At 60.8% G+C, this 23,126-nt stretch carries 25 protein-coding genes and 1 pseudogene; 8 read left to right on the forward strand and 18 right to left on the reverse strand.

Features of this window, described 5'->3' with window-relative positions; all coding sequences use genetic code 11:
* Nucleotides 1–103 precede the first annotated feature (103 nt).
* The 4 genes from PSFL_RS17555 to PSFL_RS17570 all read left to right on the forward strand — a co-directional run bounded on the left by PSFL_RS17555 (nucleotide 104) and on the right by PSFL_RS17570 (nucleotide 3,734).
* Nucleotides 104–904, forward strand: a complete 801-nt coding sequence (locus tag PSFL_RS17555; protein WP_169959931.1) for a transporter substrate-binding domain-containing protein — start codon at nucleotides 104–106, stop codon at nucleotides 902–904.
* Between the two features lie 222 nt (nucleotides 905–1,126).
* Complete coding sequence (locus PSFL_RS17560; RefSeq protein ID WP_057437194.1) at nucleotides 1,127–1,924, forward strand: transporter substrate-binding domain-containing protein; 798 nt, start codon at nucleotides 1,127–1,129, stop codon at nucleotides 1,922–1,924.
* A gap of 123 nt (nucleotides 1,925–2,047) precedes the next feature.
* Nucleotides 2,048–3,007 carry an amino acid ABC transporter permease gene (locus tag PSFL_RS17565; RefSeq protein WP_057958060.1) on the forward strand — a complete coding sequence of 320 codons (960 nt, stop codon included), beginning with the start codon at nucleotides 2,048–2,050 and terminating at the stop codon, nucleotides 3,005–3,007.
* Entirely contained in the window at nucleotides 3,000–3,734 is a 735-nt protein-coding gene (locus PSFL_RS17570) for an amino acid ABC transporter ATP-binding protein (protein ID WP_057437198.1), read from the forward strand. The genes PSFL_RS17565 and PSFL_RS17570 overlap by 8 nt, the downstream gene beginning before the upstream one ends.
* Nucleotides 3,735–3,749: 15 nt before the next feature.
* Here the strand turns inward: PSFL_RS17570 and PSFL_RS17575 are convergent, their stop codons facing one another.
* The 12 genes and pseudogenes from PSFL_RS17575 to ubiE all read right to left on the reverse strand — a co-directional run bounded on the left by PSFL_RS17575 (nucleotide 3,750) and on the right by ubiE (nucleotide 13,882).
* Nucleotides 3,750–5,657: a methyl-accepting chemotaxis protein gene (locus tag PSFL_RS17575; protein ID WP_057437200.1), complete on the reverse strand. Its 1,908-nt coding sequence runs from the start codon at nucleotides 5,655–5,657 to the stop codon at nucleotides 3,750–3,752.
* Nucleotides 5,658–5,843: 186 nt separating this feature from the next.
* A complete protein-coding gene (locus tag PSFL_RS17580; RefSeq protein WP_390897827.1) occupies nucleotides 5,844–6,716 on the reverse strand; it encodes a methyl-accepting chemotaxis protein in 873 nt (290 codons plus the stop codon).
* Nucleotides 6,699–7,760, reverse strand: a pseudogene (locus tag PSFL_RS17585) (methyl-accepting chemotaxis protein); the annotation flags it as partial. The gene PSFL_RS17580 and the pseudogene PSFL_RS17585, both read right to left, overlap by 18 nt.
* Before the next feature lie 119 nt (nucleotides 7,761–7,879).
* Nucleotides 7,880–8,587, reverse strand: a complete 708-nt coding sequence (locus PSFL_RS17590) for a 16S rRNA (uracil(1498)-N(3))-methyltransferase (RefSeq protein ID WP_115127194.1) — start codon at nucleotides 8,585–8,587, stop codon at nucleotides 7,880–7,882.
* Nucleotides 8,584–9,375 carry a twin-arginine translocase subunit TatC gene (gene tatC, locus PSFL_RS17595; protein WP_029295992.1) on the reverse strand — a complete coding sequence of 264 codons (792 nt, stop codon included), beginning with the start codon at nucleotides 9,373–9,375 and terminating at the stop codon, nucleotides 8,584–8,586. The genes PSFL_RS17590 and tatC overlap by 4 nt, the downstream gene beginning before the upstream one ends.
* Nucleotides 9,372–9,779, reverse strand: a complete 408-nt coding sequence (gene tatB / locus PSFL_RS17600; RefSeq protein WP_170059441.1) for a Sec-independent protein translocase protein TatB — start codon at nucleotides 9,777–9,779, stop codon at nucleotides 9,372–9,374. The genes tatC and tatB overlap by 4 nt, the downstream gene beginning before the upstream one ends.
* Before the next feature lie 10 nt (nucleotides 9,780–9,789).
* Nucleotides 9,790–10,068, reverse strand: a complete 279-nt coding sequence (locus PSFL_RS17605) for a twin-arginine translocase TatA/TatE family subunit (protein ID WP_038445371.1) — start codon at nucleotides 10,066–10,068, stop codon at nucleotides 9,790–9,792.
* Nucleotides 10,069–10,095: 27 nt separating this feature from the next.
* Nucleotides 10,096–10,428, reverse strand: a complete 333-nt coding sequence (locus PSFL_RS17610; protein ID WP_029295998.1) for a phosphoribosyl-ATP diphosphatase — start codon at nucleotides 10,426–10,428, stop codon at nucleotides 10,096–10,098.
* Between the two features lie 2 nt (nucleotides 10,429–10,430).
* Entirely contained in the window at nucleotides 10,431–10,823 is a 393-nt protein-coding gene (gene hisI, locus PSFL_RS17615) for a phosphoribosyl-AMP cyclohydrolase (RefSeq protein WP_029296001.1), read from the reverse strand.
* 64 nt (nucleotides 10,824–10,887) lie between these two features.
* Nucleotides 10,888–12,492, reverse strand: a complete 1,605-nt coding sequence (gene ubiB / locus PSFL_RS17620) for a ubiquinone biosynthesis regulatory protein kinase UbiB (protein WP_057958067.1) — start codon at nucleotides 12,490–12,492, stop codon at nucleotides 10,888–10,890.
* The gene (locus tag PSFL_RS17625) at nucleotides 12,489–13,112 is read right to left on the reverse strand and encodes an SCP2 domain-containing protein (protein ID WP_397470327.1); all 624 of its coding nucleotides are present in this window, start codon (nucleotides 13,110–13,112) and stop codon (nucleotides 12,489–12,491) included. The genes ubiB and PSFL_RS17625 overlap by 4 nt, the downstream gene beginning before the upstream one ends.
* A complete protein-coding gene (gene ubiE / locus PSFL_RS17630) occupies nucleotides 13,112–13,882 on the reverse strand; it encodes a bifunctional demethylmenaquinone methyltransferase/2-methoxy-6-polyprenyl-1,4-benzoquinol methylase UbiE (protein WP_003209306.1) in 771 nt (256 codons plus the stop codon). The genes PSFL_RS17625 and ubiE overlap by 1 nt, the downstream gene beginning before the upstream one ends.
* Before the next feature lie 155 nt (nucleotides 13,883–14,037).
* Between ubiE and PSFL_RS17635 the strand changes: the two genes are divergently transcribed.
* The 3 genes from PSFL_RS17635 (at nucleotide 14,038) to PSFL_RS17645 (ending at nucleotide 15,830) form a co-directional block, all read left to right on the forward strand.
* Nucleotides 14,038–14,313 carry a polyhydroxyalkanoic acid system family protein gene (locus PSFL_RS17635; protein WP_038445377.1) on the forward strand — a complete coding sequence of 92 codons (276 nt, stop codon included), beginning with the start codon at nucleotides 14,038–14,040 and terminating at the stop codon, nucleotides 14,311–14,313.
* Nucleotides 14,314–14,451: 138 nt separating this feature from the next.
* Nucleotides 14,452–14,874 carry a phasin family protein gene (locus PSFL_RS17640; protein ID WP_397470328.1) on the forward strand — a complete coding sequence of 141 codons (423 nt, stop codon included), beginning with the start codon at nucleotides 14,452–14,454 and terminating at the stop codon, nucleotides 14,872–14,874.
* A gap of 11 nt (nucleotides 14,875–14,885) precedes the next feature.
* Nucleotides 14,886–15,830, forward strand: a complete 945-nt coding sequence (locus PSFL_RS17645) for a phasin family protein (RefSeq protein ID WP_397470329.1) — start codon at nucleotides 14,886–14,888, stop codon at nucleotides 15,828–15,830.
* Nucleotides 15,831–15,912: 82 nt separating this feature from the next.
* On the opposite strand, the gene PSFL_RS17650 is transcribed toward PSFL_RS17645, so the two are convergent.
* A complete protein-coding gene (locus tag PSFL_RS17650) occupies nucleotides 15,913–16,809 on the reverse strand; it encodes a LysR family transcriptional regulator (protein WP_397470330.1) in 897 nt (298 codons plus the stop codon).
* 169 nt (nucleotides 16,810–16,978) lie between these two features.
* Here PSFL_RS17650 and PSFL_RS17655 point away from each other — a divergent pair, with 169 nt between their 5' ends.
* Nucleotides 16,979–17,212 (forward strand): hypothetical protein, encoded by a 234-nt coding sequence (locus PSFL_RS17655; protein WP_397470331.1) that lies wholly within the window; start codon nucleotides 16,979–16,981, stop codon nucleotides 17,210–17,212.
* Between the two features lie 98 nt (nucleotides 17,213–17,310).
* On the opposite strand, the gene PSFL_RS17660 is transcribed toward PSFL_RS17655, so the two are convergent.
* The 5 genes from PSFL_RS17660 to PSFL_RS17680 form a co-directional block, all read right to left on the reverse strand.
* Complete coding sequence (locus PSFL_RS17660) at nucleotides 17,311–17,937, reverse strand: TetR/AcrR family transcriptional regulator (protein WP_128593006.1); 627 nt, start codon at nucleotides 17,935–17,937, stop codon at nucleotides 17,311–17,313.
* Nucleotides 17,938–17,964: 27 nt separating this feature from the next.
* Nucleotides 17,965–19,647, reverse strand: a complete 1,683-nt coding sequence (gene phaC / locus PSFL_RS17665; protein ID WP_057437221.1) for a class II poly(R)-hydroxyalkanoic acid synthase — start codon at nucleotides 19,645–19,647, stop codon at nucleotides 17,965–17,967.
* Nucleotides 19,648–19,749: 102 nt separating this feature from the next.
* The gene (gene phaZ, locus PSFL_RS17670) at nucleotides 19,750–20,607 is read right to left on the reverse strand and encodes a poly(3-hydroxyalkanoate) depolymerase (RefSeq protein WP_057437223.1); all 858 of its coding nucleotides are present in this window, start codon (nucleotides 20,605–20,607) and stop codon (nucleotides 19,750–19,752) included.
* A 156-nt stretch (nucleotides 20,608–20,763) separates the two neighbouring features.
* Nucleotides 20,764–22,443: a class II poly(R)-hydroxyalkanoic acid synthase gene (gene phaC / locus PSFL_RS17675; RefSeq protein ID WP_057958071.1), complete on the reverse strand. Its 1,680-nt coding sequence runs from the start codon at nucleotides 22,441–22,443 to the stop codon at nucleotides 20,764–20,766.
* Between the two features lie 250 nt (nucleotides 22,444–22,693).
* Nucleotides 22,694–23,071: a gamma-butyrobetaine hydroxylase-like domain-containing protein gene (locus tag PSFL_RS17680; protein WP_057437225.1), complete on the reverse strand. Its 378-nt coding sequence runs from the start codon at nucleotides 23,069–23,071 to the stop codon at nucleotides 22,694–22,696.
* Between the last annotated feature and the right edge of the window lie 55 nt (nucleotides 23,072–23,126).

A 23,126-nucleotide genomic window follows, 5' to 3' on the forward strand; every position in this document is an offset into this window, starting at 1 on the left:
CCGGTGGGTTAGGATCGCCCCCCAAATCTGAATCGACCGCCTCTGGTTTGCGCTAAACCCGCAACGCCCGGTGTGCGGCTGTGTAATGAAAAAGGGGCTTTTCATGATCAAGGGTTACTGGTCGATGCTGCTGCTGGGCATTGTCGCGTTGGTACAGCTGCAGATGGCACACGCAGGCGCGATTGATGAGGCCGTGCGGCGCGGGGTCTTGAAGGTGGGGACGGATCCCAACTATGTGCCTTTCGAAATGACTGACAAACAGGGGCGGGTCATCGGCTTCGAAGCAGACCTGCTCGAAGAAATGGGCAAAGCCCTGGGGGTGACCCTGGAATGGGTTCCGGTGGCTTATACCGAACTGATCCCGGGCCTGCTGGCCGGCCGGTTCGACCTGATCGGCAGTGGCATGACCGTGACCCAGGAGCGCAACCTCAAACTCAACTTCAGTGATTCATTCATCATTGTCGGCCAGACCGTGCTGCTTCACCCGCGCCTGGCCGGCAAAGTCAGCAGCATTGAAGACTTGAACGAAGCCGGCTACCGGATTGCGGCGGCGGATGGCACCACGGGCGAAGTGGCGGCGCGGCGCTTCCTGGGGGCTGCGCAACTGCAGAGCGTTGCCACGGCGGAGGAAGGCGTCCGCCAGGTGGTCAGCGGTGGGGTTGATGCGTTTATCCATGATGCGCCCTATAACCTGATCGCCCTGGCCAAGCCGCAAAACCGCAAACTGCTGGCCCTGGAGCAACCCTTCACCTATGAGCCCCTGGCGTTTGGGCTGAAGAAGGGCGACTACGACAGCCTGAACTGGATCAATCACTTCCTTAATCAGATTGCCCAGGACGGCACCTACGATCGGCTGCATGACAAGTGGTTCCGGGACACGGACTGGCTGTCGGAGATCGAATGACGGTCACAACTTCTTACATAACTCATACAGGGGGCGCCCAGTAGGGCAAGCTCTCTAACTGCGCTTTCTCCGGGTTTTTGTAGGGTTTTTCTGTCATATCAGCCAACAAATCCCGGCTAGACCTTTGTGCCAGTGGGCGAGTGGGTTAGCATCGCTCCCCGAAGAAATAGTGCAGCCCTGCTGGGGCCCGCATCAAAATAAAATGAGTCAGGGGACTTGGTGATGAAAAAGTATCTTTCGATGCTGATGCTCGGCGTGACTGCCCTGCTGGCGGTCAATACGGCCCAGGCCGGGGCGATTGACGAAGCGGTCAAGCGCGGCACCTTGAAAGTCGGCATGGATCCGACCTACATGCCGTTCGAGATGACCAACAAGCGCGGCGAAATCATTGGTTTTGAAGTCGACCTGCTCAAGGCGCTAGCCAAGTCCATGGGGGTCAAGCTGGAACTGGTCTCCACCGGTTACGACGGGATCATCCCGGCGTTCCTGACCGGTAAGTTCGACATGATCGGCAGCGGCATGACCCTGACCCAGGAGCGCAACCTGCGCCTGAACTTCAGCGAACCGTTCATCGTGGTGGGCCAGACCCTGCTGATCCGCAAGGAACTGGAAGGCACTATCAAGTCCTACAAAGACCTGAACGACGAGAAGTACCGTCTGACCTCCAAGCTCGGCACCACCGGCGAGATGGTGGCCAAGAAGCTGATCTCCAAGGCCAAGTACCACGGCTACGACAACGAGCAGGAAGGTGTGCTTGACGTGGTCAACGGCAAGGCCGACGCCTTTGTCTACGACGCGCCGTACAACGTGGTGGCCGAGAAAAAAGTCGGCAACGGCAAGCTGGTATACCTCGAAGAACCCTTCACCTATGAGCCTCTGGCATTCGGCTTGAAGAAGGGCGACTACGACAGCATCAACTTCATCAACAACTTCCTGCACCAGATCAAGCACGACGGCACCTACGATCGCATCCATGACAAGTGGTTCAAGAGCTCCGAGTGGCTCAAGGACATGGAATAAGCTAGCAACCGCGTCGCGCCCATCGCGGGCAAGCCCGCCCCCACAGTTGGAGTGCATTCCAAGGTGGGAGCGGGCTTGCCCGCGATGGCGGCCTGACAGCCGATACACCTCCCGGAACTCGCAATGAAACAGAAAAAAGCCCAATGGCCCTGGCACCTGCTGACCGTGCTGGTGCTGGTCGGCATGGCCGGCGCGTTGTACTACGCCACCTCGCTGATGTCCTACGAATGGCGCTGGAACCGTGTGCCGCAATACTTTGCCTACCAGGCCGAAGAGTCCAAGCGCGCGGCGGATATTTCCACGGTGGTCGAGTTGGTGCGCAAGGGCGACGTGGCTGAAGTCACCCTGCGTAACGACGCAGGCGCCGAGCAGCACCTGACGGTGGCCGAAAACAGCCTGCAAGTAGCCCGTGGCGACGATGTGGCCGAAGGCGATGTGATCGGTGTGACCCGGCATTGGGCGTTGGGCCCGTTGATGTGGGGCTTGTGGACCACCCTGTGGCTGTCTCTGGTGTCGGGGGTATTGGGCCTGTTCATCGGCCTGGCGACCGGTTTGTGTCGGTTGTCGAATAACCCGACCTTGCGCGATCTGTCGACGATCTACGTCGAACTGGTGCGTGGCACGCCGCTATTGGTACAGATCTTCATTTTCTACTTCTTTATCGGCACGGTGCTGAACCTGTCGCGTGAGTTCGCCGGTATCGCTGCGCTGTCGCTGTTTACCGGCGCCTACGTGGCGGAAATCGTGCGCGCGGGCGTGCAGTCGATTGCCCGTGGCCAAGGCGAAGCGGCCCGTTCCCTGGGGTTGAGTGCCAGCCAGTCGATGCGCCACGTGGTACTGCCGCAAGCCTTCAAGCGCGTGCTGCCGCCGTTGGCCGGGCAATTTATCAGCCTGGTCAAGGACACCTCGCTGGTGTCGGTGATCGCTATCACCGAGCTGCTCAAAAGCGGCCGTGAAGTCATCACCACCTCGTTTTCGCCGTTTGAAATCCTGTTCTGTGTCGCAGGCCTGTACCTGCTGATCAACCTGCCGCTGTCGAAAATGGCCAGCCGGCTTGAGCGGAGGCTCGCCCAAAGTGATTGAAGTCCGCGATCTGGTAAAAGTCTTCGACACCCGTGGGCACGTGGTGCGCGCGGTGGATCACGTCACCACCCAGGTGGCCAAGGGCGAAGTGCTGGTGGTGATCGGTCCGTCCGGTTCCGGCAAATCGACGTTCCTGCGCTGCCTCAACGGCCTGGAGGAGTTCGACTCGGGCTCGGTGAGCATCGACGGCCTGCAACTGGCCGACCCCAAGACCGATGTGAACGCCTATCGCCGGGAAGTCGGCATGGTGTTCCAGCACTTCAACCTGTTCCCGCACATGACCGTGCTGGAAAACCTGTGCCTGGCGCAGAAAGTCGTGCGCAAGCGCGGCAAGAAAGAGCGCGAGGCCAAGGCCCTGGCCTTGCTGGAAAAGGTCGGCATTGCGCAGAAAGCCAACGAGTTCCCCTCGCGGCTCTCCGGCGGCCAGCAACAGCGTGTGGCGATTGCCCGGGCGTTGGCCATGGAGCCCAAGGTCATGCTGTTTGACGAGCCCACCTCGGCGCTGGACCCGGAAATGGTCGGCGAAGTGCTGGACGTCATGAAAACCCTGGCCCTGGAAGGCATGACCATGGTCTGCGTGACCCACGAAATGGGCTTTGCCCGGGAAGTGGCGGACCGTGTGCTGTTTTTTGATCACGGCAAACTGTTGGAAGATGCTGCGCCCGCGCAGTTCTTCGATGCGCCGAAGGATCCACGGGCACAAGCGTTCTTGCGCCAGGTTCTGTAAAGCCCAGGGGCATGCTCATACCTTGAACTTGCCCACGTACTGCTGAAGGTCCGTGCCCAGGCGTGCCAATTCGATACTCGCCGCCGCTGTCTGTTCACTGGCAGCGGCGGTTTGCTCCGACACATCCCGGACTTTCAACACGCTGCGGTTAATCTCCTCGGCCACCGCACTTTGCTGTTCGGCAGCGGCGGCGATCTGTGGATTCATTTCCTGGATGACCAGCACGGTGCGCGCGATTTCCGTCAGGGCGTCGCCGGCGTTGCGGGTCAGGCCGACGCTGCGGTCGGTCAAGGTGCGGCTGTTGTCCATGATATCGGCGACCTGTTGCGTGCCGCTGTGCAACCCGCCAATCAGCTCTTCGATTTCCTCAGCGGACTGCTGGGTACGCTGGGCGAGGCTGCGTACTTCGTCAGCCACCACCGCAAACCCTTGGCCGGCCTCACCGGCACGTGCGGCCTCGATTGCCGCATTGAGCGCCAGCAGGTTGGTCTGCTGGGACACCGACTTGATCACCTCCAGCACACTGCCGATCTTCTGGCTTTCCCGCTGCAGGCCCAGCATGGCCTGGCTTGAGCGTGCCATTTCGTGGGCGAGGTGTTCTATGTGTGCCACCGCATCGGCCACCACCTGGTCGCCCAGTTCGGTCTGCTGATTGGCCTGGGTGGCGGCGATCGAGGCCTGTTCGGCGTGCCGGGCGACCTCCTGGGCAGTGGCGAGCATCTGGTTCATGGCGGTCGCCACCTGCTCGGTTTCGTCGCGCTGATTGCTGACGCCGGCCCGGGTTTGCTCGGTAACGGCCGAAAGCTCCTCGGCGGCGCTGGCGATTTGCCGGGCATTGTCGCTGATGCTGCCAATCAGCCCCCGCAGGTTCAGGGTCATTCGCGCCATGCTGCATTGCAACTGGCCCAGTTCATCACGGCGCTGGGTCTGCACATCGTGGCTCAAGTCGCCCTCGGCAATGCGATTGGCCACTGTGAGCGCCCTGCGCAATGGTTTGACGATCTGCCCGGAGATTATCCAGGCGGCGAGGGCGCCGAACAGCAGGGCCGCCCCGGTAATGGCCAGGGTCTGGGTGCGGGCTTGTTCGGCTTCCCGGTCACGGCGCTGAGTCTGGTCCTGAGTAAGCAGGTCGCTTTGTGCCAGTAGCTGGTCCAACTGCTGCTCGAGCTGGTTTTGCGCGGTTTCGGTCGTCAGTTGGGTGTCCCGCAGGCGTGTCAGGTGCGTGCGAATGTTGAGTACGGCATTTTTCAATGCGCTGCTGTCCACGGGTAGCCTCTCCACGGCCGACTGGGCGAGTTCGAGGCTGCGTTCTGCGTCGTTGACCTCCTGGGTATAGACATCCAGGCTGCTGGCGGCCCAGGCCGGGCTCAGGGCGCGGTCTTCGGCCTGTTCGATGGCCAGGCGCAGGCTTTCGACGGCATCGAGGGCTTTTTCGTCTTCCTGGTCCGGCAGGTCGCTGGCCAATTGCGCGAGGACGTCACTGGTGCGCACAGAGCTCTGTTTGAGCTGCTCACGGGCGGTTTCCCGTTGTTTGACCCGCGCGGGGACATCCTTGAGCGTCGTTTTGAAATGCTCGGAGAGGTTCCCCATGCTTTGCAAATACTGCTGGGGTTTCGGCGCTTTCAGACGTTGTGCAAGCTCGGCCAGATATCCGTCGATCTTCTCCATGGACTGGCTCAGTTTGCCAAGGCTGGCCTCGTCGTCCAGGGTGCGGTAGACGATGCGGTCGGCCCTTAGCTCCTCGCCGGCGACCGCCAGTTGGGCGAGAACGGTCAGGGTCTGTGAGCGGTAGAGCGAGGCGGCGAGGGCCTGCCAGCCAGTCAGGGCAATCACAAGGCTCAGGGCCAGCACCAAGGCAAAACCCAGGACCAGTTTGAGGGTGACGCTGGCGTTACCCAGCAGTTGAGTCATTCGACGAAGCATGGCCAACCTCCGGCAAGTGCACAAAGGAAATCAACGTGCCGGGACGCCGAGGGGCGTGGACACAGTGAACCCATTGAACGCTAGTTCCCTTGGGCGCCAGGCGTACCGATCAGGGCCTGAAAAACATGTAGGAAATTTCACAAGCTGCATGCGGCGACCCGGACGGGTCGCCGCGAAGGGGAGGTGTCAGACCCGGAAGCGCCCGACCAACGCCTGCAGATGGGAACCCAGGCGCGCCAGTTCGGTACTGGAGGCGGCGGTCTCTTCACTGGCCGCTGCGGTCTGTTCGGACACATCGCGTACATTCAGCACGCTGCGGTTGATCTCTTCGGCCACGGCGCTCTGTTGCTCGGCAGCGGTGGCGATCTGCTGGTTCATGGCCTGGATGGCCGAGACCGTGCGGGTGATGTTTTCCAGGGCATTGCCGGCCCGGCGTGTCAGCTCAACGCTGCTGTCGGTGAGGCTGCGGCTGCTGTCCATGATGGTCGCCACCTGTTGGGTGCCACTTTGCAGGCCGACGATCAGCTCTTCGATTTCCTCGGTGGACTTCTGGGTGCGTTGCGCCAGGCTGCGCACCTCATCGGCCACCACCGCGAAGCCACGGCCGGCTTCCCCGGCGCGTGCGGCTTCAATGGCCGCGTTAAGGGCCAGCAGGTTGGTTTGCTGGGCCACGGACTTGATCACGTCCAGTACGCTGCCGATCTTGTCGCTTTCGCGCTTGAGGTGGCCCATGGCCTCGGTGGAGTTACCTACTTCGCCGGCCAGGCGCTCGATCTGGGCGATGGCCTCACCGACGACCCTGTCACCTTCGCGGGCCTGCTGGTCGGCGGCGACGGCGGCTTCCGAGGCTTCCTCGGCATTGCGCGCCACTTCCTGCACGGTGGCGGCCATTTCGTTCATCGCGGTGGCGACCTGGTCAGTCTCGACCTTCTGATTGTTTACCCCGGCGCTGGTCTGCTCGGTAACGGCCGACAGCTGCTCGGCGGCGCTGGCGATTTGTGTCACGCCATCACTGATCCCGCCGATCAGATCGCGCAGGCCCATGGTCATGCTTTGCATGGCGCGTTGCAGTTGGCCCAGTTCGTCCTGGCGTTGCGAAACCAGGTCGTGGGTCAGGTCGCCGGCGGCGATGCGCTCGGCGACCTTGAGGGTCTGGCCCAGTGGGATCACGATCTGCCGGGTAATCGCCAAGGCCGCGACGATGCCGCAGAACAGTGCCAGGGCGGTGGCCAGTATCAACAGGAACTTAGCCTGTGCGGCATCGTTGTCGCGGATCACGGTTTGTGAGGCAGTCAGTTTCTTGCTGCGGTCCAACAGCAGGTCGCCTTGCTCAGCCATGGCCTTGAGCGCCGCGGCGCTGGCGACCTGGGAGTCGCGGAACTGGCTGACGGCGGCGAGATAAGCCTTGAGGGAGTCGCTGGCCTCTTGCAGGTTGGCGCCGTACTGCTCAGGCAGTTGGCTGCGCAGGCTGTCGGCGCTCTTCAGGGCATTGGCGATGGCCTCCAGCGCCGGCTGCTCAGCTTCGACCTTGGCGCTGTAGGTGTAGCCACGCACTTGGAAGCGCGCTTGCTGAATCAGCTTGCTCAGCTCGATCACGCTGTTGAACTGGGTGACGCTGTCACCTTGCAGCAGGACTTTTTCGATCTCCGCGATGCGTGCGACGGCGTTGTCGGCGGTAGCGCCGAGTTTGCTGCGGGCATCTTCGCGTTGGGCGCCGGCCTGGACCATGGCGCTGAAGGATTGCCGATACTTGGCAACCGCGGCCAACTGCTCGTCGATCAAGGCGACGTCTGCCGGTTGCTCGATCTGGCTGCGGGCGGTTTTCAGGCCGCTGTCGAGTTTCTCCATCAACTCGTTGACCAGCCCCGGGCCTTGTTCGCCACGGCGCATTTCATAGTCCAGGCGCGCCTGGCGCAGGTCTTTGGTCAGCTCATTGAGGCTGGAAATAAAGCCCAGCTTATCGCCACGGCTGATCACGCCACTCAGGCCTGTCCAGCCGGTGAAGGTGATTAGAAGGGTGAGAAGCAATACCAGGCCAAACCCCACGCTCAGCTTACGATTGACGCTTACATTCCCCAGTTTTTCAGCTAACCAACGGTACATGCGGTGGACTCCCCTGAACAAGGCTTGGACTTATCCTGAGGATATCGGCATGCAAACGCGATTCTGTAGCGACACAAAGCCCTGTGGTAGCTGGCTTTGTGGTGTTTGGAGGGGCGGAATCAGAAGAGGCGAGCGAGCAGCGCGGTAACGGCAGTTTCCACACGCAGGATTCGCGCGCCCAGTTGCACCGGCTGCAAGCCGGCCTTGGCCAGCAAGTCCACTTCGTAGGGAATCCAGCCACCTTCGGGGCCGATGGCCAGGGTCACCGGCTCATCCAGCCCGCGGGGGCAGGACGGGTAGTCGCCGGGATGCCCGACCAGGCCGAGAGTGCCCTGGGCCAGGGCCGGCAGACGGTCTTCGACGAAGGGCTTGAAGCGCTTTTCGATGATGATCTCGGGTAAGACGGTATCCCGCGCCTGTTCCAGGCCGAGGATCAGTTGTTCGCGCACGGCTTCTGGCTCCAGGAATGGGGTTTGCCAGAAGCTTTTCTCGACCCGATAACTGTTGACCAGGACCACCCGTGGCACACCCATGGACGCCACGGTCTGTAGTACCCGACGCAGCATTTTCGGGCGGGGCAGGGCCAGCAGCAGGGTCAGTGGCAATTTGGCCGGTGGCGGCTGGTCGAGGCTGATTTGCAGCTCGGCTTCACCCGACTCCAGGCGCAATAGCTTGGCATTGCCCATCAGCCCGCCAATGCGCCCGACGCGCAGGCTGTCGCCGACCGCCGCACGATGCACCTCCTGCATATGCACCAGGCGCCGATCCCGCAGGATCACCCGGTCGGCCGCGATAAAGTCGGCCTCTTCCAGCAGCAACAGGTTCACGGTTGGGTCGCTGGCGGCTGGTCGTCATCGGCAGGTTGGTCATCTGGGTGTTCGCCACGCTTGCTCACCAGACTGCCAAACAGGATGCCTACTTCAAACAGCATCCACATCGGCACGGCCAGCAAGGTCTGCGAGAAGATATCCGGTGGGGTCAGGATCATGCCGACCACAAAGCAGCCGATGATCACGTACGGGCGGATCTTGCGCAGGTATTGCACGTCGACCACGCCGATCCACACCAGCAGCACCACCGCCACCGGGATCTCGAAGGCCACGCCAAAGGCGAAGAACAGCGTCATCACGAAGTCGAGGTAGCTGGTGATGTCGGTCATCATTTCCACGCCGGCCGGGGTGGCGGCGGCGAAGAACTTGAAGATCAGCGGGAACACCAGGAAGTAGGCGAACGCCATGCCGGTGTAGAACAGCATGATGCTCGACACCAGCAGGGGCACGGCAATGCGCTTTTCATGCTTGTACAGGCCGGGCGCGATAAACCCCCAGATCTGGTGCAAGATCACCGGGATCGCCAGGAACAGCGACACCATCATCGTCAGCTTGAGCGGCGTGAGGAACGGCGAGGACACGTCGGTGGCGATCATCGTCGCGCCCACCGGCAGGTACTCGCGCAGCGGTGTCGAGACGAAGGTGTAGATCTGCTGGGTAAAGGCAAACAGCCCGGCAAAGATCACAAAGATCGCCGCAACACACCGCAGCAAGCGGGTGCGCAACTCGGTGAGGTGCGAGACCAGCGGCATATGCTGGTCGTTTTCCGGTTTATCAGCGCTCATGGGGCTCGCGGCGGCAATGTAGGGTCGTGGGGCGCGGGCGACGCGGCGGGCGTCGGCGCGGGCTCTGCTGGAGGAGCGGGCGTGGCGATCGGGGCCGTCTCGGCCATCGGTGCAATGCTCTGCTCGGCCACCGGTTCAACCGGTGTCGGCGCCTGTTGCTGGGGCGTGAGAATTTTGCGCGCCTCCTGCTCCAGGGACAGAATATGTTCGTTGTGCAGCTGCCGACGAATCTCATCGGCGCCGATTTCCCGTTCAACTTCCTGTTTGATGGCGTTGAAACTGCGTTTCAGGCGCCCGACCCACAGGCCGGCCGTGCGTGCGGCGCCGGGCAGGCGTTCAGGCCCCAGCACCAACAGGGCAACAAGGCCGACGAGCAGCAGTTCAGAGAAGCTGATACCAAACATTAGTCAGTGCTCACGAGTCTTTGCGGGACGGCTCTTCGACTTTCTCGGCCTGCACGTCGAAGGTACGGCGCTCGGTGATCGGCTGGGCTGCCTGGGGGTGCACAGGCTGCGCCGGCGGGACCGGGTTGGCGCCGGTATCGGCCGGTTTTTCGTCGTCGTTCATGGCCTTGCGAAAGCCCTTGATGGACTCGCCGACGTCGGTGCCCAGGTTCTTCAGTTTCTTGGTACCGAACACCAGGACGACTACCACGAGAATAACGATCCAGTGTTTCCAGTCAAAAATGCCCATGCTGCAATTCCTCAGTCAGAAAGTTATTCAGGCGGACGGGCGCGAGGCCTTTTCGGCGTGCCCGGACAAGCCGAAGCGACGGTCCAGTTCATCCAGCACGGCCTGTGGATGCTGCCCCAGTTGGGCGAGCATGACCAGGCTATGGAACCACAAGTCGGCAGTCTCATAGATGACATCGCTGTAATCGCCGCTGATCTCGGCATCCTTGGCGGCGATGATGGTCTCGACGGATTCCTCGCCGAGTTTTTCCAGAATCTTGTTCAGGCCCTTGTGGTACAGGCTGGCGACGTAGGAGCTGTCGGCGTCCGCACCTTTGCGGTCCTCCAGCACCTGGGCCACACGGTTCAGGGTATCGCTCATGTTCAATGTCCTGCCGAGTAAATGGCGTGCGGGTCTTTGAGTACGGGCTCGACGGTTTTCCACGCGCCGTTCTCGAACACCCGGTAGAAGCAGCTGTGGCGGCCGGTATGACAGGCGATGTCGCCGATCTGCTCGACCATCAGCACGATCACGTCGGCGTCGCAGTCCAGGCGCATTTCGTGCAGTTTTTGCACATGCCCGGACTCTTCGCCCTTGCGCCACAGTTTGCCACGGGAACGTGACCAGTAGATGGCACGCTGCTCGGCGGCAGTCAGGCTCAGGGCCTCGCGGTTCATCCAGGCCATCATCAGGATGCGCCCGGTCTTGTGGTCCTGGGCAATGGCTGGCACCAGGCCGTCACTGTCCCATTTGATCTCGTCCAGCCAGTCTTTCATCTTCGACTCCGACAGCCGTGCGCGACCCGCCCCGGCAATGTGCAACAGTGTATAACCGGTCGACCTATCGACGCACGACCAGATAAAGGCCCACGGCGACCATGATCCCGGCCGGCCAATGGCCCAGCTCGTTCAACGGTCCACCGGCGGCAAGCACCGCGCCACCGCCCAGGTGCGCCGCGCCGAGCAGGCGCAGGAACCAGTCGTCCTTGCGCTGGTGCCACGGCGGCGCCGGGTCCTTGGCGTGGGGCTGGGACATGCGCTCCAGCAGGTCGCGGGTCATGTTGGCCAGGTGCGGCAGTTGCTCGACCTGGCTTTGCAGGTTGCCCAGCAGGGTTTTCGGGCTGACCCGCTCGCGCATCCAGCGCTCGAGGAACGGTTGCGCGGTGTTCCACAGGTCCAGGTCCGGGTACAGCTGGCGGCCCAGGCCTTCAATGTTGAGCAAGGTCTTTTGCAGCAGCACCAACTGCGGCTGCACTTCCATATTGAAGCGCCGCGCAGTCTGGAACAGACGCATCAGCACCTGGCCGAATGAAATATCTTTTAACGGTTTTTCGAAGATCGGCTCGCACACGGTGCGGATCGCCGCTTCGAATTCATTGAGCTTGGTCTCGGCCGGCACCCAGCCCGAGTCGATGTGCAACTGCGCCACGCGCCGGTAATCACGCTTGAAGAAGGCAAACAGGTTGCGCGCCAGGTAGTCCTGGTCCTCGGGCGTGAGGCTGCCGACGATGCCGCAGTCGATCGCGATGTACTGCGGGCTCCACGGGTTCACCGTGCTGACGAAGATATTGCCGGGGTGCATGTCGGCGTGGAAGAAGCTGTCGCGGAACACCTGGGTGAAGAAGATTTCCACACCACGCTCGGCGAGCATTTTCATATCGGTGCGCTGGTCGGCCAGGGTCGCCAGGTCGGTGACTTGCACGCCGTAGATGCGTTCCATCACCAGCACCTTTGGCCGGCACCAGTCCCAATAGACCTGCGGCACATACAGCATCGTCGAGCCTTCGAAGTTGCGCTTGAGCTGGCTGGCGTTGGCCGCTTCGCGTAACAGGTCGAGTTCGTCGTAGATGGTTTTTTCGTAGTCGGCGACCACGTCCACCGGGTGCAGCAGGCGTGCATCGGCAGAGAAACGCTCGGCGGCGCGGGCCAGAATGAACAGCCACGCCAGGTCCTGGCCGATGATCGGCTTGAGGCCGGGGCGGATCACCTTGACCACCACTTCTTCGCCGGTTTTCAGCTGTGCGGCGTGCACCTGGGCGACCGAGGCCGAGGCCAGGGGCTCGACATCGAAACGGCTGAACACTTCGCTGATTTTCTTGCCCAGCTGTTCTTCGATCAGCTTCATCGACTGCTGGGAGTCGAACGGTGGCACGCGGTCCTGCAACAGCATCAGCTCGTCGGCGATGTCTTCGGGCAACAGGTCGCGGCGGGTCGACAGGATCTGCCCGAACTTGATGAAGATCGGCCCCAGGTCCTGCAGTGCCAAGCGCAGGCGGGCGCCACGGCTCAGGTCCAGGGTCTTGCGCGGGAACCAGCGCCACGGCAGCACATAGCGCACCGCCAGCAGGAACCACGGCAGCGGCAGGGCGAACAGCAGGTCATCGAGGCGATAGCGAATGACGACGCGTTGGATTCGGAACAAACGGCGGACGGCGAGCAGCTTCATGCGTTATCGCTTGGATCAAGGGAGCGGCTCAGGCGCTCGAAGCGCGCCTCAAGCCGTTCCAGGTCGAGTTTGGCCTGGTCGAGTTCACGAAAGCGCGCTTCGGCTTCCCGTTGCCCGACGAGGGTGCGCGATTCTTCGCTCAGGTATTCGGCGAGGTTCTGATTGAGGCTGGCGAAACCCTGCTGGTACCAGCGCGAACGGCTGCGCAGGTGCCCGCCGATCAACTGGGTGGCCACCGGGCCGAGCCAGCGCGACAGCTCGTATTCCCAGTCAAGATCGAGGTCTTGCAGCACCGCGGCGAGGTCCATCAGCACCGCGCTGTCGCCTTCAAGGGTCACATCGGGGCCGTGCAGGATTGCAGTCTTGTCGCGGCTCAAAGCCAGGCGCAGCAGGCTCGCCGCTGGCGCACGCAGGGTGCAGTCGGCATCGGCGGCCCAGTGCGCGGCGAGCATCAGGCCTTCATCGCTGGGCAGGATAAACAGCTGCAAGGCCGGCCTGCTGCAATCGACGGCAATGATCTTGCCGTGCAAGTGCGCCAGCCGCGCCAGGGCGGTGCTGTCCAGGCGCAGGACACGGTTGAGGCCGTGTTCGACGCTGGCGAGAAGGCCGGTGAACAACATCAGGGCTTGATGCCGCGATGCAGGGCAACGATGCCCGAGGTCATGTTGTGATAGGTCACGCGGTCGAAACCGGCCTCGACCATCATCGACTTCAGGGTTTCCTGGTTGGGGTGCATGCGGATCGACTCGGCCAGGTAGCGATAGCTCTCGGCGTCATTGGTGATCAGCTTGCCCATCAGCGGCATAAAGGCGAATGAGTAAGTGTCGTAGACCTTGGACATCAGCGCGTTGGTCGGCTTGGAGAACTCCAGCACCAGCAGGCGCCCGCCCGGCTTGAGCACCCGCAGCATCGAGCGCAGGGCGTCTTCCTTGTGGGTCACGTTGCGCAGACCGAAGGCAATGGTCACGCAGTCGAAATGGTTGTCGGGGAACGGCAGCTTTTCTGCGTCGGCCTGGACGAACTCGATATTGCCCGCCACGCCCTTGTCCAGCAGGCGGTCGCGGCCGACCTTGAGCATCGAGCCGTTGATGTCGGCCAATACCACCTGGCCGGTGGGGCCAACCAGCTTGGAGAACTTGGCCGCCAGGTCGCCGGTGCCGCCGGCGATATCCAGCACCCGGTTGCCGGTGCGCACGCCCGACAATTCGATGGTGAAGCGTTTCCACAGGCGGTGCATGCCACCCGACAGCACGTCGTTCATCAGGTCGTACTTGGCGGCCACGGAGTGGAACACCTCAGCGACTTTTTCCGCTTTCTGGCTTTCCGGGACGTTCTTGAAGCCGAAGTGAGTGGTGGGTTCGGCATCGCTGCCTTTGCGCTGATCAGTCATATCGCTGTCACCAAAAGAGAATGGGGGCATTCTAATCCCCAAGGCATGCTTTGTCTTGGCAAGGCTGAAGGTAAGATGGGTGGCCACCGAGACCTTTTGCCGCATGGCGGGTGAGTAGGGTGCTCAATACGTCTTTATAACGAGGAGTCATTCAAATGGCCCGCATTCAGATTGAACGTGCCCACGCACTGGGTAAGGAAGCTGCCAGGGCGAAAGCCGAGAAGTTGGCGCATAAACTCAAGGAACAATATGGCCTGGAGCCGTCTTGGTCTGGCGACACGTTGAACCTCAAGCGTTCCGGCGTCAAAGGCACACTGAAAGTGGCCGAGGATTCGTTACGGATCGACGTGGAACTGGGTCTGTTGATGTCGGCCATGAGTGGCACTATCAAGTCCGAAATCGAGAAGGCCCTGGATAAGGCCCTGGCCTGATCTGCGACCGCGCGCCGCATTGGGTGCTGGTCGATTGCGCCGTTCTTAGGGTGCCGATTCTAATTTTTCTCCCTACTTTGTACTCAGCCCTCAACTCCTGTGGGCAGTTCCTCCACCCTTTTATGCGTGAGGTGCACCATGGCCAAAGTTATTTTGAAGAAAAAAATCGACACCCAAATCAGCGCCCTGAGCGACGTTAAAATCTATGCTCGCAAGATCTGGTTGGCGGGTTTGGGGGCTTACGCGAAGGTCGGCAGCGAAGGCAGCGAGTACTTCAAGGAACTCGTTAAGACGGGTCAACATGTTGAAAGTAAAGGCAAAAAAGTTGTGAATGAACAACTTGATGCCGCCAACAGTCAGATTGATTACGTTAAGAGCAATGTCTCCAGCGTCAAAGGTTGCGTCGAAGTGCAATTGGATAAAGTCGAGAAGGCTTTTGACGAGCGTGTTGCAAGTGCCTTGAATCGAATCGGCATTGCGTCTAAACATGACGTGGAGACACTCTCTGCTAAGCTCGATGAGCTAACGGCATTGCTCGAACGTGTCGCGCGTAAACACTAAGGAGACATCGGATGGCTGTTAAAAAGACTACTCAGAAAGAAGGCAGCTCTTGGGTCGGGAAAGTTGAAGAATACTCCCGCAAGATCTGGCTGGCTGGTTTAGGCGTGTACTCGAAGATCGACAGTGACGGTAGCAAACTCTTCGAGACTTTGGTTAAAGACGGCGAGAAGGCCGAGAAGTTGACCAAGAGCACAGTGGGCAAGCAAGTCGATGCGGCCAAGGCGAGCGCGAGCTCTGCCAAGTCCCGAATCAGTGATGCAAAAAAACAGGTACTGGGTACTTGGGGCGAACTCGAAGGCGCACTCGACAAGCGCCTGAACAGTGCTATTTCGCGCCTGGGTGTGCCTAGCCGCAATGAAGTCAAGGCGCTGCACAGCAAGGTCGATACCCTGACCAAGCAAATCGAAAAGCTGACCGGCGCTAAAGTCGCTCCAGTCAAAGCGGCGGCCAAGCCGGCCGCGAAAACGGCTGCGGCCAAACCAGCAGCGAAAACCGTGGCCAAGCCATTGGCCAAGGCCGCAGCCAAACCTGCAGCCAAGCCAGCAGCTAAACCTGCGGCCAAGGCAGCAGCCAAGCCCGCGGCGAAAACGGCAGCAGCCAAACCAGCAGCCAAGAAGCCGGTAGCGGCCAAAGCTGCGGCAAAACCAGCGGCCAAGCCGGCAGCTAAACCTGCCGCCAAGCCAGTGGCCAAAACCGCTGCCGCCAAGCCGGCGACCAAGCCAGTTGCAGCCAAACCCGCTGCCAAACCGGCTGCCGCGAAACCGGCCGCGAAACCTGCTGCAAAGCCCGCGGCGAAGAAACCCGCCGTAGCCAAGAAGCCTGCAGCGCCCAAGCCAGCTGTCGCGGCCAAGCCTGCAACCCCGGCACCTGCGACCAACTCGGCCACTGCGCCGACGCCGGCCGCGGCTACCCCGACTGTAACGCCGGCAACCCCGACGCCATCCAGTCAGTCCTGATTTTCGGGGGACGTGTAAAAACGCCCGGCCTTAAAGGCCGGGCGTTTTTTTTGGCGGGTGGAATACCGACAGTGATACACGTCTAACGGTCGGGCTCGCCTGGGGCCTCGGATTCGCGGCAGGTTTGCATCAGCAGGTTGTTGAGTACCTTCAATGCCTGGGGCCGCCTCGGGGTTGATCGGTAGAGCAGAACAATCTCCCGCTGGTAGGTGTTCGTGTGGCTTGTTGGTGTTGCGTACACATCGTCGGTCTTCAACCCGGCCCATGCCGGCACCAAGGATACGCCCATGCCCTTGGCGACCATCAGGGATATCGCCTCCAAGGCATCCAGATTGCACAGCACATCTGGCTGTAATTGGTGGTCTTGAAGGTACTGCTGGGCGATCTGGCCGCCCCAGGCATTGGTGTCATAGCTGATCAGCGGGTGGGAAAGAATGGTCGAGGCAATTTCACCGGGTTCGACAGGCGCTTTTGTAAGAATCATCAATGACTCGCGCCGCAACACTTCCAGGGTCAGGGTTTTAGGCAATGCAAAGGGCGGTCGCACCATGATGCCAGCGTCCAACTCGCCGGCGACGACCTGTTCATAAAGGTTGCGCGAATCGCCCGGAGTGATCCGCAGGCGCAAGCGTGGTGCCGCGACCAGCAGTTGTTCCATGACCTGCGGCAGGATACCGGTCAATGCCGTGGACACGGCTCCCAGCCGCAGGTCGCCGGACAGCCCGCCCGCATCCAGTTCGTCGTGTAGTTGTGCACAGCCCTGAATCAGGGCGCGAATGCTCGGCAAGAGTACAAGGCACTGCTCGGAAGGACCGACAGAATGGGCCGCTCGGTTGAGCAATCCGCAGGAAAGAGAGCGTTCAAGCGCCTGGATACGCTGGCTGATCGCCGGGGCGGTAAGGTTTTCCCTGCGCGCCGCTGCGGCGATTGAGCCCGTCTCGATGACGGCAATCAAACTTTCGAGAAATCTGATATCCACAAGAATCCCTTTCGCTGAGAGATATGTAATACGGTTTTTTATAATGATGCTACGTCGTTACTCTTTAATCGTCATTATAAAACCCGGGCATGTTACATGCGGTCAATCTTTCGTATTACCTATCATGTTACAGAGCTTGATGGTGCCACCTATCGGTCTGGTTAGGTATTTGCACGAATTTGAAACCCTGCCCGTGGTTCACTGCCCTGGCCGTCTGCATCAGGTAGCGTGGGGCTCGGGGGCTCTTGAGAAGGAAAAGAAAGCGTCGGTGATCGCAGTGCTCAAGAGTGTGTTTGAGATCATATTCAAAGTTACCCATATCGTTATGCGCTATTCGTCGATCAGGGTTTTCGGTGATGGTTACTTCAAAGAGGCTGCCGGCGTAATACATTGGCGCCCGTGATAATTGCCAAGTGAGAAAAGCAATAGCGGGAAGTTGCAACAGCAATAGATGACGATGTAAGTCTGTCAACCTTGGTTGCAGACTTGTAAGTCGCCGGCCTACGCGGGCTGTGTGTCGTCCAGGTAGCGTAGTGCAAAACGCTCGGTGGCCAACCGTGCCGGCATCAACAGGTGCGGTGCCACCAGCATCATCACTTGATACACCGCCACCCGCACCTCGGCCTCGCGGTCCAGGATCCGCTGGTAATCCAGGGAGAACAGCAGGGTCATGGTGATCTGCTCCACCAACTGTCCCAGTGCCTGGGTCTCGCTGACCAACTGCCCTTGTGCCTTGAGCCGTGCCAGCAGTGAGGCCAGTGTGCGCTTGAGCGCGGTCAGCAGGTTACGAATCCCCTTGGCCAATTTGGGCAAGCGTCCGGCCAGGTTCGACAGGTCCTGGAACAGGAACCGATAGTGCGCCATGCGCTCGACGATCAGGTGCAGGAACAGCCAGTAATCCTCGGGCGCCAACTGCACATCCGGCGGCGGGTCGAGCAGCGGCGCCAACTCCCCCTGAAAGCGCTCGAACAGCCCCAGTACCAGGGGCTCCTTGCCATGGAAGTGGTAGTAGAGGTTGCCGGGGCTGATCCCCATTTCATTGGCCACCTCCATGGTTGAAACATTTGGCTCGCCCTTGTGGTTGAACAACTGCAGGGCACATTCAAGGATCCGGTCGCGGGTTTTCATCCAGTCTTCTTAATCTGATCGTTGAGCTCAGCGCACCCGCACATAGGTGCCCGGTGCTGCTTCCATCGGTGGGTAGTTCTGGTTGCCCAGGGCCGTCAGGGTTTCGCGCTGCACCCCGGAGCGTTGCTGGATCCACTCAAGCCACTGCGGCCACCAACTGCCCTCGATGTGGCTGGCGTCGTAGTACCAGGCGCGTGGATCGCTGCTCAGCTTGAGGTTCTCGACGAAGTTCGCCTTGGGGTTGCCCGGCGGGTTGAGGATGCTCTGGATATGCCCGCTGTTGGAAAGCACAAAACGTTTGTCGCCGCCCAGCAGCAAGGTCGAACGGTAGACCGCGTCCCACGGGGTGATGTGATCGTTGATCCCGGCCACGCTGAAGCTGTCGACGGTAACCTTCTGCAGGTCGATGGGCGTGCCGCAGACTTCCAGGCCACCGGGATGGCTCAAGGGGTTGTGCTTGAAGAAATCCAGCAGATCGCCATGCAAGGCCGCCGGCAAGCGGGTGTTGTCGTTGTTCCAGTACAGGATGTCGAACGCCGGCGGCTCCTTGCCCAGCAGGTAATTGTTGATCCAGTAGTTCCAGATCAGGTCATTGGGGCGCATCCAGGCAAAGACCTTGGCCATGTCGCGACCATCCAGCACCCCTTCCTGGTAGGAACGGCGCTTGGCCGCTTCCAGGGTCTGTTCGTCGGCAAACAGCGTGGCGGGGCTGTCGATCTGGCTGTCCAGCAGGCTTACCAGGTAAGTGGCACTGGCGACCCGCCGTTGTTGGCGCTTGGCCTGCAGGTGGCCTTGCAGGGCGGCGATGGTCAGGCCGCCGGCGCAGGCACCCATCAGGTTCACTTCGCGGGCGCCGCTGATCGCCCGGCAGATATTCAATGCTTCCTCCAGCGCCGCCACATAGGTCGACAGGCCCCATTCGCGATGGCGCACGTCCGGGTTGCGCCAACTGACCATAAACACTTGCAGGCCGTTTTTCAGGGCGTACTGCACGAAGCTGTTGGCCGGGCTTAAATCGAAAATGTAGTACTTGTTGATTTGCGGCGGCACCACCAGCAGTGGCTTGGCGTACTGTTTTTCGCTCATGGGCTTGTACTGGATCAGCTCCAGCAGCTCATTGCGAAACACCACCGAACCGGGCGTGGTCGCTACCGTCTTGCCCACCTCGAACGCCTGCTTGGTGACCTGGCGTGGCAGGCCATTGTTGTGCAGCAGGTCATCGAACAGGTTGCTTACGCCGCGCACCACGCTGTGGCCGCCGGAATTGAGCAGCTCTTTGATCGCCAGCGGGTTGAGCAGGGTGTTGGACGGTGACACTGCATCGTTGAGCAACGAGAAGGCAAAGTGCGCCCGTGCGCGGTCGTCGTCGCTCAGGCTGCTGTCGTCGATCCAGTGCCGGGTTTGTTTCTGCCAGCTCAAATACGCTTGCAGGCTGCGCCGGTACAGGGGGTTGAGGGCCCAGGTAGGGTCGGCGAAGCGACTGTCGTGGGGGTTGGGTTCATGCACGGTCTCACCCAGCAGCACCCGGCCCAGTTGCCCACCCAATGCCAGCGCATGCCGGGCGCTGTGCAACGGGTTGCGCAACCCGTGGGCGGCGACAGTGCGCAGGGTCGATAGCAGATCCCGGCCGCGCAGGCCGGTGATTGCACTTTGTGCATTGATGAACGCGGCGGGTGTAGGCGCCGGGACGTTTACGGGTCTGTCACGCATGGGTCAACACTCCTTCGTCAATTCGCCAACAAGCACGCCAATTCAGAACCATAGTCGGTTCTGGCCAAGTTGCGCGTAGGGGTCGTCCTGACCCGATACCACTCAGGTGTGGCTATGGGGCGCCGGCTGCGGATGGATCACCGCGCGCAAGCGCTCCTCCTGGAGAAACTTCATGATGATCGGTGCCACCGCTTCGGCCCGGGTAATCAGGAACAGATGGCCGTCGTCGATGATGTGTAACTGCGCATTAGGGATGCGCCAGGCCAGCATGCGCATATTGACCAAGGGGATCAGCGGGTCGTCGTCGCCGGCCAGCACCAGGGTCGGCTGCTTGATCTTGTGCAGCCAGTGAATGCTGGTCCAGCCCAGGCCCGCAAACAGCTGCCAGTAGTAGCCCAGCTTGCCGGCCGAGCGCACTTTGCTTGCGTGTTCGGCGGCCAGTTTTGAATCCCGGCGGAACGAGCCGCCGTAAATCATCGGCGCGATGCGCACCACATGGGACGGTTGGATATAGCGCCGCGGGCTGGCCATCAGCCATAACACCTTCGGTTTGCCGGGCACCATAAAGGCACCGGCAGCGGTGGCGGCCAGGATCAGCTTCTTGCAGCGCTCCGGGTAGTCGTAGGCAAATTGCTGTGCCAGGGCGCCGCCCCAGGAAACCCCGACGGCATTGACCTGGCCGTAGTCCAGGTAGTCGAGCATGCGCGCGGTGAGTTTGGCCAGGCCGGGAAAGCGATAGGGGCGACTGGGTGTCGATGACCCGCCCACTCCGGGTACATCAAAGGCAATCACTTCCAGGTCCGGGTCCAGGGCCTGGACGAACGGAAACACCAGCTCAAGGTTGGCGCCGATGCCGTTGAAAATCAGCAGTGGCGTCAAGTGAGACTTGCCCGGTCGTACCGCCGTGCGGATGGTCTGGCCATCCAGGTCGATGGTACGGAAGATGAACGGTTGCGGCATGCTCAAGCCCTGTGAAGTGTTACTGCGGTCAATGTGGGAGCTGGCTTGCCTGCGTTAGCGGCGGGTCAGTCAGTACATGTGTTGGCTGACCCACCGTTATCGCAGGCAAGCCAGCTCCCACATTTGATCTCATTGCAATCACACAAAAGTGTGGCCTTAGCGCTCGTGAACGTATGTCCCTGGTGCAGCCTCCGCCGCCGCGTAGGCTTTATTGCCTAGGTTCGCAGGCGACTTCTTCAATTTGCCCGAACGCTCCCCTAGCCAGCCCTGCCAGTGCAGCCACCACGAGTCGGTATGCTTGGTGGCGTTTTCCTGCCAGTCCAATGCCTTCTCGCCCATGCTTTCGCTGGTCTGGTAACGCGCCTTGGGGTTGCCGGGGGGGTTGAGGATGCTCTGGATATGCCCGCTGCTGGACAGCACGAACTCGACCTTGCCGCCAAACAGTTGCGCCGACTTGTAGCAGGACTGCCAGGGCGTGATGTGGTCGTTGGTGCCCGCCAGCGAGTAGATGTCGGCCGTCACCTGCTTGAGGTCAATCGGGGTGCCGCACACTTCCAGGGCATTGGCCCGTATCAGCGGGTTGTTCTTGAACAGTTCGATCAGGTCGCCGTGGAAGGCCGCCGGCAAGCGCGTGGTGTCGTTGTTCCAGAACAGGATGTCGAACACCGGTGGCTCATTGCCCAACAGGTAGTTGTTGACCCAGTAGTTCCAGATCAGGTCATTGGGGCGCATCCAGGCGAACACCTTGGCCATGTCCCGGCCTTCCAGCACGCCGGCCTGGTAGGAATGGCGCTTGGCCGCCTCCAGGGTCTGCTCATCGACGAACAGGGCTACCTGGGTGTCGAGGGTGGTGTCCAGCACACTGACCAGCAAGGTCAGGGCGTTGACCTTCTTCTCGCCCAGCGCCGCATAGTGGCCCAGCAGCGCGGTGCAGGTGATGCCGCCCGAGCAGGCGCCGAGCATGTTGATGTCTTTGCTGCCGGTAATCGCCGTGACCACGTCGACCGCCTCTTTCAGCGCTTCGATATAGGTCGACAGGCCCCATTCGCGCTGGGCCTTGGTGGGGTTGCGCCAACTGACGATAAAGGTCTGCTGGTTATTGCGCAGGCAGAAACGCGCCAGGCTCTTGTCCGGGCTCAGGTCGAACACATAAAACTTGTTGATCTGCGGCGGCACCACCAGCAGTGGGCGTTCGTACACCTGTTCGGTGATCGGCTTGTACTGGATCAGCTCCAGCACGTCATTGCGAAACACTACCGCGCCTTCGCTGGTGCCCAGGCTCTTGCCCACTTCAAAGGCACCCATATTCACCTGGCTCGGCATGCCGCCGTTATGCACCAGGTCCTTGGCCAGGTGCGAGAGGCCATCGAGCAGGCTCTTGCCGCCGGTTTCAAAGAAGCGTTTGACCGCTGCCGGGTTGGCGGCGCTGTTGGTGGGGGCCATGGCTTCGGTCATGAGATTGATGACGAAGTGCCCACGGCTGATGTCCTGCTCCGACAGGTTGCTGTCGCCGATCCAGTCGTGCAGTTCCTTGCGCCACGCCAGGTAGGTTTGCAGGTAGCGCTTATAGAGCGGGTTCTGGCTCCAGGCCGGGTCGTTGAAACGACGGTCATCGCTTTCAGGGGCAAGCTCGGACTTGCCGAACACCACGTTTTTCAATTCGACGCCAAAGTGGGCGACGTGCTTGACGCTGTGCAGGGGTTGCTTGATGGCCTGGGTTAGCACCATGCGTGCAGAAGCCAGTAAATCCTTTTTCCGTAATGCGATGATCGGGTTCAGCCCCAGGGTGTTTTCCGAGGCCTGGCGTTTCAAGTCATCGTTATTCTTGTTACTCATCCACGACGCTCCATTGTCCGAAAGACGAGTACCGGGTACCGCTGTGCACCCAATTATCGAGGCACAACACAAGCCTGGTACTGCTGCTCGGGTGACCGTTGATACCGCATCGTAAAATGCAGGGAACTTGCCAACTCCATTGGTTACCCGAGTTTTATTTAATGCGCAAGCGGACCAATCTTTGGTCACACCACAGGGCATTCAAGCAGATGAAATTAGAAAATGCCCACTAATGAGCAAGAGGCTTGATTTAGAGCATCAGCTTGACGACGGACTGGCTCGGGTCGCGGGTTTTTCCGGCCGCCTTGAGCTCGGCAAGATAATCGGCCCACAGCGCGTCCTGACGTACGGCGAGTTGGTAGAGGTAGTCCCAGGTGAACAGTCCGCTGTCATGACCGTCGTCGAAGGTCAATTTCAGTGCGTACTGCCCGGCAGGTTCGATCTTGGTCAGGCCGACATTCAGCTTGCCGAATTGCAGGATCGGTTTGCCGTGGCCCTGGACCTCGGCGGAAGGTGAGTGCACCCGCAGCAGTTCGGCGCTCAGGTGATAGACCTCGTCGGGGCCGTAGGTCAGAGAGAGGGTCTTGGAGGCTTTGTGCAGATTGATGGCGGTGGGCATTTTAGACATTGGGGGAACCGCTCGTGGATGATCCTGAAGGAACCGGCTTTAAAATGTGGGAGCG

It is taken from the genome of Pseudomonas sp. DD1 (genome assembly GCF_044510355.1).
GTDB lineage: Bacteria > Pseudomonadota > Gammaproteobacteria > Pseudomonadales > Pseudomonadaceae > Aquipseudomonas > Aquipseudomonas shahriarae.

Excerpts from the sequence above, each read along its gene's own strand:
- PSFL_RS17555 (WP_169959931.1), top strand. The coding sequence starts at position 104 with ATGATCAAGGGTTACTGGTCGATGCTGCTGCTGGGCATTGTCGCGTTG.
- PSFL_RS17560 (WP_057437194.1), top strand. The coding sequence starts at position 1,127 with ATGAAAAAGTATCTTTCGATGCTGATGCTCGGCGTGACTGCCCTGCTG.
- PSFL_RS17565 (WP_057958060.1), top strand. The coding sequence starts at position 2,048 with ATGAAACAGAAAAAAGCCCAATGGCCCTGGCACCTGCTGACCGTGCTG.
- PSFL_RS17575 (WP_057437200.1), bottom strand. The coding sequence starts at position 5,657 with ATGCTTCGTCGAATGACTCAACTGCTGGGTAACGCCAGCGTCACCCTC.
- PSFL_RS17580 (WP_390897827.1), bottom strand. The coding sequence starts at position 6,716 with ATGCAAAGCATGACCATGGGCCTGCGCGATCTGATCGGCGGGATCAGT.
- tatC (WP_029295992.1), bottom strand. The coding sequence starts at position 9,375 with ATGAGCGCTGATAAACCGGAAAACGACCAGCATATGCCGCTGGTCTCG.
- tatB (WP_170059441.1), bottom strand. The coding sequence starts at position 9,779 with ATGTTTGGTATCAGCTTCTCTGAACTGCTGCTCGTCGGCCTTGTTGCC.
- PSFL_RS17605 (WP_038445371.1), bottom strand. The coding sequence starts at position 10,068 with ATGGGCATTTTTGACTGGAAACACTGGATCGTTATTCTCGTGGTAGTC.
- PSFL_RS17610 (WP_029295998.1), bottom strand. The coding sequence starts at position 10,428 with ATGAGCGATACCCTGAACCGTGTGGCCCAGGTGCTGGAGGACCGCAAA.
- hisI (WP_029296001.1), bottom strand. The coding sequence starts at position 10,823 with ATGAAAGACTGGCTGGACGAGATCAAATGGGACAGTGACGGCCTGGTG.
- ubiB (WP_057958067.1), bottom strand. The coding sequence starts at position 12,492 with ATGAAGCTGCTCGCCGTCCGCCGTTTGTTCCGAATCCAACGCGTCGTC.
- PSFL_RS17625 (WP_397470327.1), bottom strand. The coding sequence starts at position 13,112 with ATGTTGTTCACCGGCCTTCTCGCCAGCGTCGAACACGGCCTCAACCGT.
- ubiE (WP_003209306.1), bottom strand. The coding sequence starts at position 13,882 with ATGACTGATCAGCGCAAAGGCAGCGATGCCGAACCCACCACTCACTTC.
- PSFL_RS17635 (WP_038445377.1), top strand. The coding sequence starts at position 14,038 with ATGGCCCGCATTCAGATTGAACGTGCCCACGCACTGGGTAAGGAAGCT.
- PSFL_RS17640 (WP_397470328.1), top strand. The coding sequence starts at position 14,452 with ATGGCCAAAGTTATTTTGAAGAAAAAAATCGACACCCAAATCAGCGCC.
- PSFL_RS17645 (WP_397470329.1), top strand. The coding sequence starts at position 14,886 with ATGGCTGTTAAAAAGACTACTCAGAAAGAAGGCAGCTCTTGGGTCGGG.
- PSFL_RS17660 (WP_128593006.1), bottom strand. The coding sequence starts at position 17,937 with ATGAAAACCCGCGACCGGATCCTTGAATGTGCCCTGCAGTTGTTCAAC.
- phaC (WP_057437221.1), bottom strand. The coding sequence starts at position 19,647 with ATGCGTGACAGACCCGTAAACGTCCCGGCGCCTACACCCGCCGCGTTC.
- phaZ (WP_057437223.1), bottom strand. The coding sequence starts at position 20,607 with ATGCCGCAACCGTTCATCTTCCGTACCATCGACCTGGATGGCCAGACC.
- phaC (WP_057958071.1), bottom strand. The coding sequence starts at position 22,443 with ATGAGTAACAAGAATAACGATGACTTGAAACGCCAGGCCTCGGAAAAC.
- PSFL_RS17680 (WP_057437225.1), bottom strand. The coding sequence starts at position 23,071 with ATGTCTAAAATGCCCACCGCCATCAATCTGCACAAAGCCTCCAAGACC.